Below are 17553 nucleotides of genomic sequence, written 5' to 3'. Positions count from 1 at the left end.
ATTATGCAAAGTATTAAAAATAAAAATTTATCAAAATATAAATCATTAATAGGGCTTTTCATATTATGTATAGCTATTTCTATATTAACTCCAAGATTTTTATCTGTATCAAATATAACGAATGTATTAACTCAGGTTTCTGTGAATGCAATAATTGCCATAGGTATGACATTTGTAATATTAACAGGAGGAATAGACTTATCAGTAGGATCAACATTAGCTATTAGTGGTGCTTTAGCCGCATCAATTATTAACTCCGGTGGAAACGTATTCCTAGCAATTATAGTTGCAGTAGTAGTAGGTATTGTAGTAGGAATTATCAACGGAATGCTTATTTCAAAAGGAAAGATTCAAGCATTTATAGTTACACTTGCTTCCATGACTATATTTAGGGGTGTAACTTATGTGTTCACAAATGGAAATCCTATATCAGGATTAACAGGAAGTTTTAATGCTATAGGAAATTTTAAATTAGGAATATTACCACTACCAGTAATAATTACAGCCATAATGGTAGCAATAGCATATTACGTATTAACTCAAACAAGATTTGGTAGATATTTATATGCTTTAGGTGGAAATGAGGATTCAGCAAGACTTTCAGGTATAAATACAGATAAAATAAAGACTTTAGTATATGTAGTTTCAGGAATAGCAGCTGCAGTAAGTGGTGTTATTATAACTAGTAGAATTGGGTCAGCATCTCCAAATGCAGGTTCAGGATTTGAATTAGATGCAATTGCTGCAGTAGTAATAGGTGGTACCAGCCTTGCAGGTGGAGAAGGAAGTGTAATGGGTACTATAATAGGTGCATTAATTATAGGAGTTTTAAATAATGGATTAAACCTTCTTAATGTATCACCATTCTACCAATTAATAATAAAAGGAATAGTTATATTAGTAGCTGTCTTATTAGACAAAAAGGGAAGAAAATAAATAAGATATTTAAAAAATATAAACAATTATATAAAAATATAAACAATTATAAGAGAAAGAGGAGGAAATTAAAGATGAAAAGAAGAAGTTTAAAATTATTATCACTTACTATGGCTGGAGCATTAATGGTGGGAAGCTTTATTGGGTGTTCACCGCAAAAGAGTAATGATAAGAAATTAGGTATGGTTCTTTCAACATTAAACAATCCGTTTTTCGTTTCAATGAAAGAAGGAGCAGAAAAGAAAGCTAAGGAAATGGGATATGAACTAGTAGTTTTAGATTCACAAAATGATTCTACTAAAGAAAGATCAAATGTTGAAGATTTAGTGCAACAAGGTGTAACTGCATTAATGATAAATCCAACAGATAGTGATGCAGTTAAAAATTCAATACAAGTTGCTAATGATAGTAAGATACCAGTAATAACTTTAGATAGAGAATCAAATGGTGGTGAAGTTGTGTGTCATATATCTTCTGATAACGTAAAGGGAGGAAACATGGCAGCTGAATATATGTTAGAAACTTTAAAAGATAAAGAAACTATTAAAGTAGTAGAACTTCAAGGTGTACCAGGTGCATCAGCTACAAGAGACAGAGGTAAAGGTTTCAATGATGGAATAGCAGGTAAAAATAATGTAAAAGTAGTAGCAAGTCAATCAGCTGAATTTGATAGACAAAAAGGACTATCAGTAATGGAAAACATAATTCAAGCAACCCCAGATTTTGATGTGGTATTTGCTCATAATGATGAAATGGCTTTAGGTGCTGTAAAAGCTTTAAAAGCAGCTAACAAAAATGTTATAGTTATTGGCTTTGATGGAAATGTAGATGCAGAGACAGCTGTAAATGCTGGAGAAATGACTGCCACTATAGCTCAACAACCATCATTAATGGGAGAACTTGCAGTAGAGCAAGCAGGTAAAATTTTAAATGGTGAAACTGTAGAAAAACAAGTTCCAGCAGATTTAAAAGTATTAAAAAAATAAATATAACTACTAAAAAGATCTCTACATTTAGTAGGGATCTTTTATTGTTAATATTTTAGGTTAGAAAAATTATAGCTGTATGCTATAATAATAAAAATAAAACTTAATTAATAGGGGGCTTAATTAATTTAAACTGATATTTATGGAGGGGATATTTTGAAAAAAGTTACTATAATGGATATAGCTAAGCAAGTAAATGTTTCAAAGACGACTGTGTCCATGGTCTTAAATAATAAGAAAATAAATGTTTTAGAAGAAACTAGAGATAAAATTTTAAAAGCTGCTAAAGATCTTAATTATATTCCAAATTCATTAGCAAGAACGTTAAGTACAAACAGAAGTTATACTATTGGATGCATTGTTCCAGATATAGAAAATCCTTTTTTTTCAGAAATTGCTAAAGCTATAGAAACTGAAGCAGAAGATTGTGGATTTAGCATGATATTATGCAATACATTAAATAGAGAAGAAAAGGAAGAACATTATATAAAATTACTAATAAGTAAATTAGTTGATGGAGTTATAATAGTTCCAAGCAAATATGGAACTAATTCATTGGACTTATTAATAAGAAATAACGTTCCATTTGTTGTTGTGGATAGAAAAGTTAAATATAAGGAAAAGTACAATGTAGTACATTGTAATAATAAACAAGGAATAAAACTTGGAATTGAGTATTTAATTGGTAAATCAAAGAAAAATCTAGCATTTGTAGGTGGAATAAGACATGGAGTAGATACACGTCTTGATTATTTTAAAGAATTTGCATCTAAATTAGAAATTTTAAATGAAGATATAATTGAAGAAGAGAACTTTTCCATGAATGGAGGAATAAGAGCTACTGAAAAGATAATCAAGAAGAATAAGAATGTTGATTGCATTTTTTATAGTAGTGATGTAATGGCAATAGGTGGAATTAAGTATTTAATTAGAAATGGATATAATGTTCCAGAGGATATAAGTATATTGGGTTATGATAATATACGTATATGTTCATTCATAGAACCAGAGCTTACAACTATTGCTCAACCAATATATAAAATGGGAGAAGAATCATTTAAATTATTGCTTAAAGCAATAAATAGTGATGAGGAAACAAAAGAGAACATAAGTTTATCACCTTATTTAGTAGAAAGAGAAACAGTAAAATAAATAAAAGTCACTCATTTTATGAGTGACTTTTATTTGTATTTATCATATAATTTTTCCAATCGCCATCTGGAATATGTATAGATTTTTCACTAAATATTGAATCTATATCTTTATTATAAAAATAAACATAACAATTTTCTTTAGTTTTAGTGTTTAAATGTTCTACCTCTAAAAGAATTTTATTATATTCATTATTAGGATTATCTGAACTTATAAAGCCTTCCATATCATCAATAGCTTTAAGTGTACTATTATAATCTTTAATGCTTATTATTTCACCAAGTACTTTTCCATCACCTGGTAGTATAGCAGGATAACCTTTATAAGGCATATGATATAAATGCATTCCTTTAAGTAGAGCAGGCTTAGCTTCAATTACTTTACCATCTAAATACTTATTATAATTAAAAAAGCCTTCTCTTAAACTACCGTAAACGAAGATATTAATATTGCTCATTAGCAAATTTCTCCTTGGGCAGTTTTTATATCTTCATTATTTTCAACTGCTGCTTTAATACTTAATTCTAATCCTTTAGAAATATCTTCAATTGACATAGAAGGCATACTTGGTTTATTAACTACTTGAGATGGTATATATGGAACATGTATAAAGCCACCCTTTATATTAGGATATTTTTTATTTATCATATATAATACTCCATACATAACATGGTTACATACAAAAGTTCCAGCACTGTTTGAAACTGAACTAGGAATGCCAGCTTCTTGCATTTCTTTAACCATAGCTTTTATTGGAAGAGTAGCAAAATATGCATTTTCTCCATCTTCAAATACTTTTAAATCTATTGGTTGATTTTTTTCGTTATCTTCGATTCTAGCATCATCAATGTTTATTGCAACTCTTTCTGGTGTAATTCCGAAACGACCTCCAGCTTGCCCTATTGAGATTACTATATCAGGTTTATGAGCTAATATATTCTCTTCTATTTTTTCTAATGATTTTTTAAAAACAGTAGGAATTTCTAATTTTATTATTTCAGCATTGCTTATTGTATTTGGAAGCTTTTTTACAGCCTCTAATGCTGGGTTTATACTTTCTCCACCAAATGGATCAAATCCAGTTATTAAAACTTTCATTTAAATTCACGTCCTTTTTAATATAATGTTAATTTGTAGCTAGGTTCTAGTAATGCCTTGATATATGCAATATCAATCTACTATATTGTGTTTTAAGACTATATTTAATAAGCAAAGCCCCAATTACTTAGTCCAGCTTTGCTTATGAATATATCAGTACTATGTAAAAAATAGTCATTATTTAAAATCCTAATGTATACATAAGAACTATATGTACTAATAATAAAATTAAAGATAATGGTGCTTGAGCTTTTATTACTGCATTTGTATCTTTTATTTCTAATAATGCAGCTGGTAACATATTGAAGTTAGCAGCCATTGGAGTTAATAATGTTCCACAGAATCCTGCTGTTAAAGCAAGTGCTGAACATATTACAGGATCTCCACCTTGAGCAAATACAAAAGGAACACCAATTCCAACAGTTATAACTGAAAATGCTGCAAATCCATTTCCCATTATTGCTGTAAATATAGCCATACCTAAGCAATAAGCAATAACTCCAGCTAAAGGATTACTTTGAGGTATAACTCCAGAAATAATGTTAGATATTATATCACCAACTCCAGCAACAGTAAATAAAGCACCTAAAGAAGCTAAAAGTTGAGGTAATATTGCAAACACACCTACTGATTGGAACATTCTATTACTATCTTCAACAAATTCCATAGGTTTAGCTTTAGTAAGAATAAATGTAATAAGTAAAGCAGAAGTAGCTGATATACCTATAGCAACTGTTCCTGATAAAGGAGTAAATGAAGCAATAATCATTGCAATTATAGCAATTGTTAATGATGGTACAAATATTTTTAATCCTAATTGTTCTGCTTTTAAATTAGTAAAGGTACTATCCAATTGCTTTAATGTACCAATATTAATTTGCTTGAATGCTGATAATAAAGCAATTACTACAATAAGAATACCAGTAACAATAGATGGTATTATTTTACCAAATATAAAAATTATAGATATTATTCCCCAGAATAGAGCAGTACCAATTCTAGTTTTATGAGTTTTGTCTTTTAAAGTAAATATCATCGTAATGGCCATATATAGACCTAATATGATATAAAATATTTCTAGTAATATATTAGAAATTTGTTTAATATCCATTTAGCATGTCCTCCATAATTATTGATTTTTAGAACTATATTTTCTCTTTAGGCTTCTATCTAAAAGATAGTTTTGTACTATACACAAAATAAATGCAACTATTGCAACTGGTATAGATGCTTTAGCGATTTGAAGTGTATCAACATTTAAACCTAGAGTTTCCAAAGTACTAGCTATTAAAAGTACTCCAGAATTAGCCATGAATACATTTTGTCCAAAGAAATTCCCAATATTATCAGAAGCTGCTGAGTAAGCTTTGATTTTATCTAAATCTTTTTCATCTAAATCTTTATATTTAGCAATTGAAGCACCTTCTGCCATTGGACTAATAAGTGGTCTAACAAATTGAGGATGCCCACCAAGTGTAACTCCCATTGCAATTGTTGCTTCTCTTATAAAAGTATATCCACTTAAAAGAATTCCAGTTGATAGTCCTTTTGCCTTTTGAATAAGCATTATAGCTTTTGCTTTCAATCCATATCTTTCACATAAACCTATTACAGGTATAGTAAGCATAAATAGACAAGTTGTTCTATTGTTTATAAATGCATCACCTAAAGTAGTAAGTATTTCTGTAATACTCATTCCAGAAACTAATCCAGTTATAATACCAGATGAAACTACTACAGCGATTGTGTCTAACTTTAGTGCAAAACCTACTATAATTATTAAAATTCCTATTAATTCCATAAAAATTTTGTCCTTTCGAATTGTATTTTTTACTATTATACAGAATTTCTTCATAAAAATCCATTAAAAAAATTAAAGGAATTAAAAAACAATCAACAAAATAGAGCGTTTAAGTAAAAAAGATGTCAAAAACGAGCATAAAATATCAAAAAACACGATAATATTTATTCATAAGGAATTATCTTCTTATTAAGTAAGATTTAAGTTGATTTTCATAGTTTTATATGATGAATTACAAGAAATAATAACAAGTGCCTTAAAATAAAAAATATTTTAAAGGCACTTGTTTTATATATTATGAACTGTACATTATTTAAATGAATATTATATATTGTGACCCCTGGGGTCCAAAAATTTACATTTAGTAGGAAAGCAGGGATTTTTCATGCAAAAAAAAGTACTAGTTACTGGAGCTGATGGGTTTATTGGGAGTCATTTGTGTGAGATTTTATTAGATGAAGGTTATGATGTTAGAGCCTTTGTTTATTATAATTCTTTTAATTCATGGGGATGGCTTGACTCATTAGATAATAATAAAAAAAGTAAAATTGATATATTTTCAGGTGATATAAGAGATCCAAATGGTGTTAGAGAAGCAATGAATGGAATAGATGAAGTTTTTCATTTAGCTGCTTTAATAGCCATTCCGTTTAGTTATCACTCACCTGATTCATATGTAGATACAAATATAAAGGGAACTTTAAATGTTCTTCAAGCATCTAGAGAGTTAAATACAAAGAGAATATTAATTACTTCAACATCTGAAGTTTATGGTACTGCTAAATACGTACCAATAGATGAAAATCATCCTTTTCAAGGACAATCTCCTTATTCAGCAACAAAGATAGGCGCTGATAGAATTGCAGAATCTTTTTATAGGAGTTTTAATTTACCTTTAACTATAGTGAGGCCATTTAACACATATGGTCCAAGGCAATCAGCAAGAGCTGTAATCCCTACAATAATAACGCAATTATTATGTGGTGAAAAACAAATTAAATTAGGATCATTAACACCAACTAGGGATTTTAATTATGTAAAAGATACAGCAAATGGTTTTCTTGAAATTTCTAAGTCTGAAAAAACTATAGGAGAAGAAATAAATATTGCAACTTCTAAGGAAATTTCAATAAAAGATCTTGCAAGTGAGATTATAAGGCAGATAAACAAAGACGCTACAATTATATGTGATGAGGAAAGATTAAGACCAGAAAAAAGTGAAGTTAACAGATTATTGGGTTCTAATGAGAAAATCAAAAAATTAACTAATTGGGAACCTAAATTTACTTTTGCAGAAGGAATAAAAGAAACTATAGATTGGTTTAGAGTGCCAGAAAATTTAGTTAGATATAAATCTGATATATATAATCTTTAGAGTTTTATATTGTTTGAATTTTTAATTTAAATACTAGGTTGTAAAAATAAAGAGTTTTATTAAAAGGAGATAACTTTATGAAAAAATTTATACCTTTATCAGTTCCTAATTTAAAGGGAAATGAAAAAAAATATGTTTTAGATGCTATAGATGAAGAATGGGTTTCAACTGGCGGTAAATATATAAATAAGTTTGAAGAAGAAATAGCTAAGTACTTAAATGTTAACAGTGCTGTAGCTTGTCAAAGTGGTACAGCAGGATTACATTTATCACTTATTCTTAGTGGAGTATGTGAAGGTGATGAAGTTATTGTGCCAACACTTACCTTCATTGCAGCCGTAAATCCAGTTAAATATATTGGTGCAAATCCTATATTCATGGATTGTGATGACAGTTTAACTATTGATGTAGAAAAGCTTGAAAGATTTTGCAAAGAAGAATGCAAACTAGTTAATGGAAATTTAATTAATAATAAATCTAAAAGACACATTAAAGCTATTTTGGTAGTTCATGTTTTTGGAAATATTGCTGATATGCATAAGATAGTGTACATTGCAAATAAGTATAATTTAAAAGTTGTTGAAGATGCTACAGAAGCTTTGGGATCTAAATTTACAAGTGGATTATACCAAGGAAAATATGCAGGTACAATAGGAGATTTTGGAGTATATTCATTCAATGGAAATAAGATTATAACAACTGGTGGTGGTGGGATGATTGTAGCAAAGGATGATAAGTTATTAGCTAAAGCTAAATATCTATCGACTCAAGCAAAGGATGATACTTTGTATTATATCCATAATGAAATAGGATATAACTATAGAATGACTAATTTACAAGGGGCTTTAGGAATTGGTCAACTTGAGCAATTAGACAAGTTCATAAGTGTAAAGAAGGAAAATTATGAGTATTATAAAAGTAATATAGAAAAAATAAAAGGATTATCATTACTAAAATTTAGTGATGATATTGAACCTAATTATTGGTTTTATTCTTTAGTTATAGGAGATGAATATCCACTTAAAAGAGATGATTTAATTAAATATTTATTATCAAAAGGTATTCAAAGTAGACCAATTTGGGACCTTATACAAGACCAAAAACCTTATACAAAATATGAAGCTTATGATGTTAAAAAAGCTAAATATTATATAGATAAAATAATAAATATTCCATGTAGTACTAACTTAAAAAAAGATGATATAGATACTGTTGTACAAGCATTGAAAAAATGAGTTGAATATTTAAAAGAAGGAGAATTTATGAAAACGGAGATATTAGCTATTATTCCAGCTAGAGGTGGGTCAAAGGGACTACCTAAAAAAAATATATTAAATTTAAATGGAAAACCATTAATAGCTCACACGATTTTAGCAAGTAAAAATAGTAAATTTGTTACAAGAGTTGTTGTAAGTACTGATGACAAGGAAATTGCAGACATCGCTGAAAAATATGGATCAGAAGTGCCATATTTAAGACCTAGCAGTTTAGCAAAGGACAAGTCGTTAACAATAGATAGTGTATTTCATATGCTTGATTATCTTGAAAAATATGAAGGTTATTTTCCAGAGTATGTTTTATTGCTTCAATGTACATCTCCACTTAGAAATGAACAGCATATTGATGAGGCAATAGAAAAACTAGTTAAAAGTAAGTTTCACGGGATTATATCAATTTGTAAGTCAGAAGTTAATCCTTACTGGACAAATATTTTTAAAAATGAAAGTCTTAAGTATTTTCTTGAGGAAGGTAAAAATATTACAAGGAGGCAGGACTTACCCAATATTTATAGATATAATGGTGCAATTTATTTAGCTAAAACAGAAGCATTAAAAAGAGAAAAAACCTTTGAAGTAGAGAATTTAACTGGATATGTAATGGATAGAGAATCTTCTATTGATATAGATACTGAAATTGATTTTAAAATAGCTGAAATAATAATGAAAAATAAGGATGTATCACATGATTAGAAATTTAAAATATCCAATTGGTGGGGAATTTTGGTTTGAAGATAAATTTCAAGATAAAAATATTTTTAATGATATTGAAAGCCAAGGACTACTTTTAAGTGGAGGGGATAGTGCAATAAGGTTTATTTTAAATGAAATTTCTTTTAAATATGGTGAAGTAATTGCACTTCCTTCTTACTTATGTCCAACAATTGTGAAATTAATAGAAAAACTAAATATTAAATATAAATTTTATAATATAAATAGAGATTTATCAATTAATATGGAATCTATAGAAAACTTAATAAGTAAATATAATATAAAAGCAGTATTTTTTATTGATTATTTTGGATTTTATCATAGTGAAAGTACAAGGAAGTTTTTAAAAAATTTACAATCAAAAAAGATTTTAATAATTGAAGATGCTGTACAAAAGTTTTGGATTAAGTGGCAAGATAAGTTTATTGGAGATTATGTATTTAATAGTTATAGAAAATTTCTTCCTATAGATGGATCATTAGTTTTATTTAATAAAGATAGAATTTTAAATAATATTAAGGCATTAAATAAAAGTGATAAATTAGTAGAATTCAAAAAAATAAATGATTCATTAAAATATAGAGAAGCAAATGATGACTATTTTAAATTAATGGAAAATGCAAGAGATATAAAAACAAAGTTTATATTAGAAGGCATAGGAAATGAAAATGATTATTTACATTTATTCGACATGGCTCATAAAGTATACTATGAAAGAAAAGATATATTTAAAATTAATTCAAAACACAAAGAATATTTAAATTATTTTCCAGTAAATAAATTGATTGATAAAAGAAGTGAAAATTATAAATATATTTTTAAAAATCTTAAAAATATAAAAGAAATTACTTTTTTAAATCATTCAGAAAATTTATATGATAACACACCTTTAGTTTTTCCAATTTTAATAGAAAACCGAGATTATATAAAAAAACAACTTATGAAACGTAATATATATATACCAGTTCATTGGAAGTTATCAAAGGAACCATGGATAAATGAATTTAAAGAGTCTTTAAGTATTTCTAAAAGAATTTTAAGTCTACAAATTGACTGGAGATATGAAACTCAAGATATGGATGTTTTAGTTAATTCTTTAAAAGATATTTTAAAATAAGTAGTAATTTGAGACGATATAAAAAATTTTCTTTATTATTATGAGAGATAAAAATGAAATTTAAAGTAAGTATAATTCAATGTTAGCCTGTTCTTTATAAAAAAATGAGATGAGTAGTAAATGCGAGAATACTTATTAAATATTCTCAAAATTTAATTGAATTTGATGATACATATAAAAGGAGGTGATGTAATGATTAAAATTTTAGATAGTTCATCTCAGAAATGGGATAACTATATTAATAAATTACCTTTATCTTTTAGAGATATATATTTCAAAAGTGAATATTATAATCTCTATGAAAATGGTAAGGATAAATTAGCAAAACTATTTGTTTATGAAGAAAAAGATAATCTAGCAATATATCCATTTATAATGAGTAAAATTAAAGGATATAACTTAAAAAATGAATATTATGATATAGAAACTGCTTATGGATATGGTGGACCATTAGCAAATACTAATGGTTCAGAATTTCTTAGTGATTTTGAAGACGCATTTAGAAATTTTTGCAAAAAAAATAATGTTATAGCAGAGTTCATTAGGTTTCATCCGTTGCTAGATAATCATACTATATTTATAGATGATATTAAAGTATGTCATAACAGGACAACAACTTATATTAATTTAAATAAATCCATTGATGACATATGGAGCCAAGATATTATATCAAAAAATAGAAACGTTATAAGAAAGGCTAAAAAATCAGGACTTGTTACGGAATTTAGTTTTGATTTAAATGAGTTTAAAAAGGTTTATATAGAAACTATGGATAGATTAAATGCAGGAAAAAATTATTATTTCAATGATAAATATTTTGATGATTTAAATAAATTAGAGCATGTATGCATTAATGTTAAATTAAATGACATTACAGTAGCTAGTGGGATCTTTTTACAAGGTGATGAAATTTTCCATTATCACTTATCTGGTAGCTTAAAGGAGTATTTAAAATATTGTCCTAATAATTTATTGTTATGGACAGCTATCGAATATGCTAAAAATAGTGGTTTCTCTAAATTCCATTTTGGTGGAGGATTAACTAATAGCCAAGGTGACAGTTTATATAAATTTAAAAAAAGTTTTTGTAAAGATATTAGTGATTTTTACATTGGTAAAAGAATTCATAACAAAGAAGTATATGATTATTTAATGAATAAATGGCAATCTAAAAATAAGAAAAATGCAGAGCTTTTTCTTCAATATAAGGAGTAAAAGGTCTGATTATATAAAAATATATTTTATAAAAAGATAATAAAAATAGTTTACTTTATATCTCTTAAGTGTATTACAGATATTACTAAATTTTAAGAATTATTATATTAGGGGATGATAAAAATGTGCGCCGTTGTAAGGGAAATATTATGTGGAAAAAAACTTATGCATTGCAACAGAGTAAATATAGACTCTACTTTTCCTAAAAATGATTATATATTAATTACTGGAAAAGTTATAAGTCCTTACAAAGTTCCCTTGCCTTATGCTGCAATAAAGGTTTTTTCAATTGACACAAGATATTCACCAACTAAAAAAAAGTATGTGGGAGTAACTTTTAGTGATGAACAGGGGATTTATGGAATATCAGTCCCTAGATATTTAGAAATTTCTTATGAACTTAAAGCATATGGAGCCATATATGAATAAAATATTTAAGTGTATAATCACTTATAAAAAAGTAAAGCATATAATATATTAGATCAAATATATTAAGATTAGGCTGCTATGACTAATAGATTATAGTAACTTATTAAAATATATATTATAAATTAAATAATCACAAAAGAATAGCGTTCGGGGAGGAATTTTATATGTCAACTTATAAACCATTGGGAACCGTTATAAGTGCTGCTACTATTACTAGATATAATGGAAATAAATTAGCACAAGCAGTTGGAACTACTGCTTGGAATTTAGTATTAATCAATGGACTAGCTACAGGTAAAAGTATGCATATATCAGGTGAAGTAGTGGTTTCAGCTCCAATTGTTTTAAAGAGTGGTACAGTTTTAGGTTGGTATGGAACTACAGCAGGTTCAATAGGTAATGCTGATATACAAACATTTACAGATAGTACTGGTAAATATGGTGTAACTGTCAATACTGGAACAGCATTAACTCTTAAATTCTATGCACATGGCTAAAAATAATTTAATATAAAGAATTAATAATTAATTAATGTAAATAAAAAGTCAGAGATACAGTATTTTTATACTGTATCTTTCTGTGAATTTAGGGGGAAATAAATGAAAAAAATTAAATCTTTAGATGGATATTATCTATATAAAATTGAAAAAAGTGATTCTAAATATTATTTAGCAGATAATATAAATTATAAAAAAGATATTGATAAATTAATTGATAATTTAGATGATCTTAAATTTGATTCATTTATAATCCTTTTTGGATTAGATACTGGAGAATATTTGAAGAAATTAGAAAAAATATTATGTAGTAATAATAAAGTACTAATATTTGAACCTAATGAAGATATATTTAATGAAAATAAAGATATTGCTTTAAATGATAATATAAGTATAGTTTTATTTGATGAAGAAACTATAACACCTATACTTGCATCTATAATTGGCGGAAATAACTTTGATAATCTATATATTTATGCGTTTGGAAATTATAAAGATATATATAAGGATGAATATAAAAAATTAATAGATGCTATAGATGCTAAATATTTTTCTGTAAGTGGAAATATAATTTTGGCTTATAGATGTAAGGAATCTTTTATGAGAAATTCACTTCAAAATCTTAGTGTTATTAAAGAGTCAAGTCCGTTAAATTCCTATATAGGAATTAATAAAGATATTCCAGGAATAATAGTATCTGCTGGACCATCATTAGATAAAAATATAGAAGATATGGTTGCAAATAAGGAAAAGGTAAAAAAGTGTTTTGTTATTGCAAGCAATAGAACATTTACAACTCTTATAAAAAATGGAATAAAGCCGGATTTAGTTGTATCTATAGATCCATCAGATGCTATGTATGAGATGATGAAGGATAGCCTTAATGAAGATGTACCACTTTTATATTATGAATATAGTAATAGATATTTAATGAAAAATTACAAAGGTGAAAAGATATATATGTCTAATATTTTTTCAAAAGTAATTGAAGAAATTAATAAATTTGAAGGCTTATCTCAAGGGGGATCTGTTGCACACACTTGTTTAGCTATGGCTAATATATTAGGATGCAATCCTATAATACTCGTAGGACAAGATTTAGCATATACTTATGACAAGCATCATTCAGAGAAAGCTACTTTTAATATTGTAGACAATATTATTACTGAGAGTTGGGCAAATCAATTTGTAGATGATGTTTTTGGAAATAAGGTTAAAACAACAACAACCCTTCAAGTATTTAAAAATAGCATGGAATATCATATTAAACAATATAAGACTAGTAGAGATGTAGAATTTATAAATGCATCTTATGGTGCTGATATAAAAGGCGCGCCTCATAAAGAGCTATGTGATATATTTGAGGAAAATATTTTTAATAACAAAAAGCAATCATTGAAACCTGATAAGTGTATTGATTTAAAACCTGATAAAGTAATAAAGACCATAATTAATTTTGTCGATACTTTCATTGAAAAATCAGTACAAGGTATGGAACAGTGCACCATATTAGCAGATATTAAAGAAGAAAAATCACTTGTGGATATTAATCCAGAAGATATAGATTTTCAAAGATTTTTATTTATATTAGATATAGTACAAACATTTGAATCTTCTTTAGAAAGTTTTTATTTAGGTGGGTATTTTAATAAATTCCTATACACTATAAAAAGAGAGAGCTTTTTAATGCTTGCAAAGGATTATGATAAATTAACTTCCAATATGAAATATCAAGGCAAGGCATTTTTAAATTATTTTAAGAGAATGAATGAAATGCTTTTGGAGGCAAAGAAAATTATAGAAGATGAAGTTTCAAAATTTAAATAAATTCATATTATAGTAAGGAGAACTATTTATCATTAAGGAGGAAACAGTAAATGTCAGAAATAATTATAAATGGACAAGTCTACAAGGAAAAGAAAATTAAAAATTTAGTGGTTAATGGGACACCACAAAGTAGTATAATATTATCAGCTGATCAACTTAAAGGACAAGATAAACTACACGTAAATATAGAAACTGAACCTACTGTGGAGACTCCTAAAGTACAATCTAAGGAAAATCCAGAATAATAATTACAGAAATGGAAAACAACAATAAAAAAGAACCAATAGTTTTATATGGTTCCAGATTAAAGTGTAGTAAAATGCATGAAGTTAATATAGTTATAAAAAAGAAAAAATCAACAATTATAAAAGGAAATGTATATAATGAACAACATGAGCCATCAATTTGGGCTGCTGTTGAAGTAAAGGAAATTAATTGCTTAACTGAGTGCTGTAAGATATTAGGATATTGTTTTACTGATTATAAAGGAGAATATTTATTTTTATTACAACCAGCTTGTGGAAGACGTTATGAAATTTCTATATACTCTCCTTTAGTATAATATTAGAGGGTGAACAAAGTGGGGTGGCATAAAGAGATATTAATAAGTCCTAAAGAATTAAATAGATGTTCTATATTAAAGAAGAAAATTATTATAAAAAAGTCAATAGATGTATTAATAACAGGTAAAATATTAGACAAAGATAATAATCCAATACCTAAAGCTATAATATATATTAAACAAGTAAATAATAGCTATTATTCACCAGGAACCAAAGAGTATGGTTATTTAACTACAAATGAACAAGGAGAGTATGCAGTATTATTACCTTGTAGTTGTAAATTGGATTATGTGTTAGATGTATATGAGCCTATTATTAAATGCTAATTACTGAAATAAAATATATTTTCACAGTGAGGTTATTATGAGAAATATTAATTGTGATTACAACTCTGTATTGTTTAAGGGATATTTATATTATGAGGATAGAACACCTGTCAAAAATGCAATAGTATTATTGGAAATAGTATTATCAGATAAAGAAAAAGCATATACAGAAAAAGACAGTAGCCTTTATTGTGCATATAGTGTAACAAATGATTTAGGAGAATTTTGTTTTAAAATAAGTGATAAAAATCACTATTATAAGATAAAGATTTGCGAAAATCATAATATAAAATGTTTAGATAATGAAACAATTTTTGTAGATATGTAAAAGGAACTGTTTATCAGTTTCTTTTTTTATTCTTTAGAAAATTATTTTTAAAATAAAAATATTAGTAAACAAAGGAGATTTCTTATGGATATAAGTAGTCTTTTAGTAAGTAAAGATATATCAATAAAAAAAGGAATTAATATATTAGATAAAGCAGGCAAAAAAATTATAATTGTTGTTGAAGATAAAAAACTTAAGGGTGTAGTAACAGATGGTGATATCAGAAGATGGATATTAAAAAATGGTAATATATCAGAATCAATATATAATATAATGAACAAATCACCAAAGTATTTATTGGAGAAGGAAAGAAATAATGTTAAAAAAATAATGAAACAATTTAAAATAGAGGCTGTACCAATAGTGAATGAAGAAATTGAAGTTGTTGATATTGTATTTTGGAATGATGTTTATCAAAGTCAATGTAATTACTTTGAAACAAGTAAGATTCCAATTGTTATTATGGCAGGAGGAAAAGGTACTAGATTGCAACCATATACTAAAATTATTCCAAAGATGTTAATCCCAATAGGGAATATTCCTATTATTGAAAGGATAATAAATAATTTTAAAAATTTCAATTTTAATGATTTTTATGTAACAATAAATTATAAAAAAGATATTATTAAAGCATATTTTAATAAAGAAGCTCCCTACAATATATCTTTTGTTGAAGAGGACATTCCATTAGGCACAGCAGGAAGTTTGATTTTATTAAAAGATAATATAAAGGGTACTTTTTTTGTAAGTAACTGCGATATATTAGTTAATGCAAATTATTCAGATATATTGAAATTCCATAAAAAGTACCAAAATAAAATAACTATAGTTACTGCCCTAAAAAATTATATTATACCCTATGGAGTTTTTAATTTAAATGATGATGGGAGTATTAAATCTTTAGATGAAAAACCTAGTTATGAGTTCTTAGTGAATACAGGAATGTATATATTAGAACGCGAGGTTTTAGATTATATAGAAGAAAATAAATATTCAGATATGACTGATATTATATATAAACTTCTAGAAAATAAAGAAAGAGTTGGAATGTATCCTGTAACTCAAGGTGCATGGCTTGATATGGGAGAATTTGAATCTATGAAAAATATGATTGATAAACTAGTGTGAAATTTTAGAATCTAAATGTATTATGAATAAAAAATAAATAGGACAGAAACTTGAATGCTATCAGAAAAGGAAATAGTTGCACAAGTTTAAGTCCTATTTATATATATCTTTATTTTGGTTAAATAGAATTATTTTTTTGTGTATTTTTTATTTTGTATACATATTTTTTCATAGTTTTATAGATATTTAAATTTTCTAAGTAAATTTCTTTTCTTTCATCAGTTTCAACGTAGCCATTTTTTAATACATTTTTTATAGAACCTATATTATCTTCTAATATCCATCCATCTACTTCATCAATAAAGGTTAATTCACTTCTACTATAATCTATAGCAAATTTTATTATTTCAGTACCTAGTCCTTTACCTTTATATTTTGAATTTACTCCATGACCAGTTTCTATAATATTATTATTATTGCCAACTATATCTAAATACAGATATCCAACAGGTTCATCTGCTTCATCACTTCGAACTATAAATAAAAGCCTATCATCTCTTTTTAATTGATTTAAATACCAGTTTTTAAGATTAGGTTTATTAGGTTTTTCATCATGGCCTGTCCAATATATATTTTCATAATCGCTTCTTAAAATAAAGAAGTCTTCAAAATCTTCTTCCGCACATCTTTTAAAAAGAAGTTTCATGTAATAATTCCTCCAATCATAACTTAATAATAATACATATATTCTCATTAGAATTTTATATTTATCATCAGAATATAATATGAAAGATAAGATTTTCTGTGAGGTATAGAGATCCTAAGCATTTTAAAAAATATAAAGCCC

At 26.7% G+C, this 17553-nt stretch carries 21 protein-coding genes; 16 read left to right on the top strand and 5 right to left on the bottom strand.

All coding sequences use genetic code 11. The features are described 5' to 3' along the window. Positions 1-3 precede the first annotated feature (3 nt). From NG901_RS10240 to NG901_RS10230, 3 genes are all read left to right on the top strand, one after another. Positions 4-936: an ABC transporter permease gene (locus tag NG901_RS10240; protein ID WP_252214179.1), complete on the top strand. Its 933-nt coding sequence runs from the start codon at positions 4-6 to the stop codon at positions 934-936. Positions 937-1010: 74 nt separating this feature from the next. Next, positions 1011-1922, top strand: coding sequence for a ribose ABC transporter substrate-binding protein RbsB (rbsB, locus tag NG901_RS10235; protein ID WP_252214178.1), 912 nt, complete (start codon positions 1011-1013; stop codon positions 1920-1922). A 156-nt stretch (positions 1923-2078) separates the two neighbouring features. Beyond that, positions 2079-3074, top strand: a complete 996-nt coding sequence (locus tag NG901_RS10230; RefSeq protein WP_252214176.1) for a LacI family DNA-binding transcriptional regulator — start codon at positions 2079-2081, stop codon at positions 3072-3074. A gap of 16 nt (positions 3075-3090) precedes the next feature. On the opposite strand, the gene NG901_RS10225 is transcribed toward NG901_RS10230, so the two are convergent. The 4 genes from NG901_RS10225 to NG901_RS10210 form a co-directional block, all read right to left on the bottom strand. After that, complete coding sequence (locus NG901_RS10225; protein ID WP_252214174.1) at positions 3091-3531, bottom strand: gamma-glutamylcyclotransferase family protein; 441 nt, start codon at positions 3529-3531, stop codon at positions 3091-3093. After that, on the bottom strand, positions 3531-4172 hold the full coding sequence (pcp, locus tag NG901_RS10220) for a pyroglutamyl-peptidase I (protein ID WP_252214172.1): 642 nt from the start codon (positions 4170-4172) through the stop codon (positions 3531-3533). The genes NG901_RS10225 and pcp overlap by 1 nt, the downstream gene beginning before the upstream one ends. Positions 4173-4353: 181 nt before the next feature. Continuing rightward, positions 4354-5283 (bottom strand): DUF979 domain-containing protein, encoded by a 930-nt coding sequence (locus NG901_RS10215; RefSeq protein ID WP_252214170.1) that lies wholly within the window; start codon positions 5281-5283, stop codon positions 4354-4356. Between the two features lie 18 nt (positions 5284-5301). Further along, a complete protein-coding gene (locus NG901_RS10210; RefSeq protein ID WP_252214168.1) occupies positions 5302-5973 on the bottom strand; it encodes a DUF969 domain-containing protein in 672 nt (223 codons plus the stop codon). Between the two features lie 385 nt (positions 5974-6358). On the opposite strand from NG901_RS10210, the gene NG901_RS10205 reads away from it, so the two are divergent. The 13 genes from NG901_RS10205 (at position 6359) to NG901_RS10145 (ending at position 16766) form a co-directional block, all read left to right on the top strand. Continuing rightward, complete coding sequence (locus NG901_RS10205) at positions 6359-7348, top strand: NAD-dependent 4,6-dehydratase LegB (RefSeq protein WP_252214166.1); 990 nt, start codon at positions 6359-6361, stop codon at positions 7346-7348. Between the two features lie 77 nt (positions 7349-7425). Then, on the top strand, positions 7426-8583 hold the full coding sequence (locus tag NG901_RS10200; protein WP_252214164.1) for a LegC family aminotransferase: 1158 nt from the start codon (positions 7426-7428) through the stop codon (positions 8581-8583). A 27-nt stretch (positions 8584-8610) separates the two neighbouring features. Further along, positions 8611-9318, top strand: coding sequence for an acylneuraminate cytidylyltransferase family protein (locus tag NG901_RS10195; protein WP_252214162.1), 708 nt, complete (start codon positions 8611-8613; stop codon positions 9316-9318). Continuing rightward, a complete protein-coding gene (locus NG901_RS10190; RefSeq protein WP_252214160.1) occupies positions 9311-10453 on the top strand; it encodes a DegT/DnrJ/EryC1/StrS family aminotransferase in 1143 nt (380 codons plus the stop codon). Before NG901_RS10195 ends, NG901_RS10190 begins: the two co-directional genes overlap by 8 nt. 192 nt (positions 10454-10645) lie before the next feature. After that, positions 10646-11668, top strand: coding sequence for a lipid II:glycine glycyltransferase FemX (locus NG901_RS10185; protein WP_252214158.1), 1023 nt, complete (start codon positions 10646-10648; stop codon positions 11666-11668). Between the two features lie 123 nt (positions 11669-11791). Continuing rightward, entirely contained in the window at positions 11792-12097 is a 306-nt protein-coding gene (locus NG901_RS10180; protein WP_252214156.1) for a carboxypeptidase regulatory-like domain-containing protein, read from the top strand. Positions 12098-12261: 164 nt separating this feature from the next. Then, a complete protein-coding gene (locus tag NG901_RS10175; RefSeq protein ID WP_252214154.1) occupies positions 12262-12594 on the top strand; it encodes a hypothetical protein in 333 nt (110 codons plus the stop codon). Between the two features lie 102 nt (positions 12595-12696). Continuing rightward, positions 12697-14421 carry a motility associated factor glycosyltransferase family protein gene (locus NG901_RS10170; protein ID WP_252214152.1) on the top strand — a complete coding sequence of 575 codons (1725 nt, stop codon included), beginning with the start codon at positions 12697-12699 and terminating at the stop codon, positions 14419-14421. 50 nt (positions 14422-14471) lie between these two features. Next, complete coding sequence (locus tag NG901_RS10165) at positions 14472-14666, top strand: hypothetical protein (RefSeq protein ID WP_252214150.1); 195 nt, start codon at positions 14472-14474, stop codon at positions 14664-14666. A gap of 11 nt (positions 14667-14677) precedes the next feature. Beyond that, complete coding sequence (locus NG901_RS10160) at positions 14678-14983, top strand: hypothetical protein (RefSeq protein ID WP_252214148.1); 306 nt, start codon at positions 14678-14680, stop codon at positions 14981-14983. A gap of 18 nt (positions 14984-15001) precedes the next feature. Next, on the top strand, positions 15002-15310 hold the full coding sequence (locus tag NG901_RS10155) for a peptidase associated/transthyretin-like domain-containing protein (RefSeq protein WP_252214147.1): 309 nt from the start codon (positions 15002-15004) through the stop codon (positions 15308-15310). 37 nt (positions 15311-15347) lie between these two features. Beyond that, a complete protein-coding gene (locus NG901_RS10150; RefSeq protein ID WP_252214145.1) occupies positions 15348-15638 on the top strand; it encodes a hypothetical protein in 291 nt (96 codons plus the stop codon). Between the two features lie 84 nt (positions 15639-15722). After that, a complete protein-coding gene (locus tag NG901_RS10145) occupies positions 15723-16766 on the top strand; it encodes a sugar phosphate nucleotidyltransferase (RefSeq protein WP_252214143.1) in 1044 nt (347 codons plus the stop codon). A gap of 118 nt (positions 16767-16884) precedes the next feature. On the opposite strand, the gene NG901_RS10140 is transcribed toward NG901_RS10145, so the two are convergent. After that, positions 16885-17412: a GNAT family N-acetyltransferase gene (locus NG901_RS10140; RefSeq protein ID WP_252214141.1), complete on the bottom strand. Its 528-nt coding sequence runs from the start codon at positions 17410-17412 to the stop codon at positions 16885-16887. Between the last annotated feature and the right edge of the window lie 141 nt (positions 17413-17553).

This window comes from Clostridium sp. CMCC3677, from assembly GCF_023845585.1.
GTDB classification, from domain to species: domain Bacteria; phylum Bacillota; class Clostridia; order Clostridiales; family Clostridiaceae; genus Clostridium; species Clostridium aquiflavi.
The sequence above is the reverse complement of the archived record's forward strand: the minus strand, read 5'-3'. Positions and strand labels throughout refer to the sequence as shown.

What these genes read in the sequence shown, in the direction of transcription:
- NG901_RS10205 (WP_252214166.1), top strand. Translation starts at nt 6,359, where the DNA reads ATGCAAAAAAAAGTACTAGTTACTGGAGCTGATGGGTTTATTGGGAGT.
- NG901_RS10190 (WP_252214160.1), top strand. Translation starts at nt 9,311, where the DNA reads ATGATTAGAAATTTAAAATATCCAATTGGTGGGGAATTTTGGTTTGAA.
- NG901_RS10240 (WP_252214179.1), top strand. Translation starts at nt 4, where the DNA reads ATGCAAAGTATTAAAAATAAAAATTTATCAAAATATAAATCATTAATA.
- NG901_RS10145 (WP_252214143.1), top strand. Translation starts at nt 15,723, where the DNA reads ATGGATATAAGTAGTCTTTTAGTAAGTAAAGATATATCAATAAAAAAA.
- NG901_RS10200 (WP_252214164.1), top strand. Translation starts at nt 7,426, where the DNA reads ATGAAAAAATTTATACCTTTATCAGTTCCTAATTTAAAGGGAAATGAA.
- NG901_RS10165 (WP_252214150.1), top strand. Translation starts at nt 14,472, where the DNA reads ATGTCAGAAATAATTATAAATGGACAAGTCTACAAGGAAAAGAAAATT.
- NG901_RS10150 (WP_252214145.1), top strand. Translation starts at nt 15,348, where the DNA reads ATGAGAAATATTAATTGTGATTACAACTCTGTATTGTTTAAGGGATAT.
- NG901_RS10185 (WP_252214158.1), top strand. Translation starts at nt 10,646, where the DNA reads ATGATTAAAATTTTAGATAGTTCATCTCAGAAATGGGATAACTATATT.
- NG901_RS10140 (WP_252214141.1), bottom strand. Translation starts at nt 17,412, where the DNA reads ATGAAACTTCTTTTTAAAAGATGTGCGGAAGAAGATTTTGAAGACTTC.
- NG901_RS10195 (WP_252214162.1), top strand. Translation starts at nt 8,611, where the DNA reads ATGAAAACGGAGATATTAGCTATTATTCCAGCTAGAGGTGGGTCAAAG.
- NG901_RS10160 (WP_252214148.1), top strand. Translation starts at nt 14,678, where the DNA reads ATGGAAAACAACAATAAAAAAGAACCAATAGTTTTATATGGTTCCAGA.
- NG901_RS10215 (WP_252214170.1), bottom strand. Translation starts at nt 5,283, where the DNA reads ATGGATATTAAACAAATTTCTAATATATTACTAGAAATATTTTATATC.
- NG901_RS10170 (WP_252214152.1), top strand. Translation starts at nt 12,697, where the DNA reads ATGAAAAAAATTAAATCTTTAGATGGATATTATCTATATAAAATTGAA.
- NG901_RS10175 (WP_252214154.1), top strand. Translation starts at nt 12,262, where the DNA reads ATGTCAACTTATAAACCATTGGGAACCGTTATAAGTGCTGCTACTATT.
- pcp (WP_252214172.1), bottom strand. Translation starts at nt 4,172, where the DNA reads ATGAAAGTTTTAATAACTGGATTTGATCCATTTGGTGGAGAAAGTATA.
- NG901_RS10180 (WP_252214156.1), top strand. Translation starts at nt 11,792, where the DNA reads ATGTGCGCCGTTGTAAGGGAAATATTATGTGGAAAAAAACTTATGCAT.
- NG901_RS10210 (WP_252214168.1), bottom strand. Translation starts at nt 5,973, where the DNA reads ATGGAATTAATAGGAATTTTAATAATTATAGTAGGTTTTGCACTAAAG.
- NG901_RS10225 (WP_252214174.1), bottom strand. Translation starts at nt 3,531, where the DNA reads ATGAGCAATATTAATATCTTCGTTTACGGTAGTTTAAGAGAAGGCTTT.
- rbsB (WP_252214178.1), top strand. Translation starts at nt 1,011, where the DNA reads ATGAAAAGAAGAAGTTTAAAATTATTATCACTTACTATGGCTGGAGCA.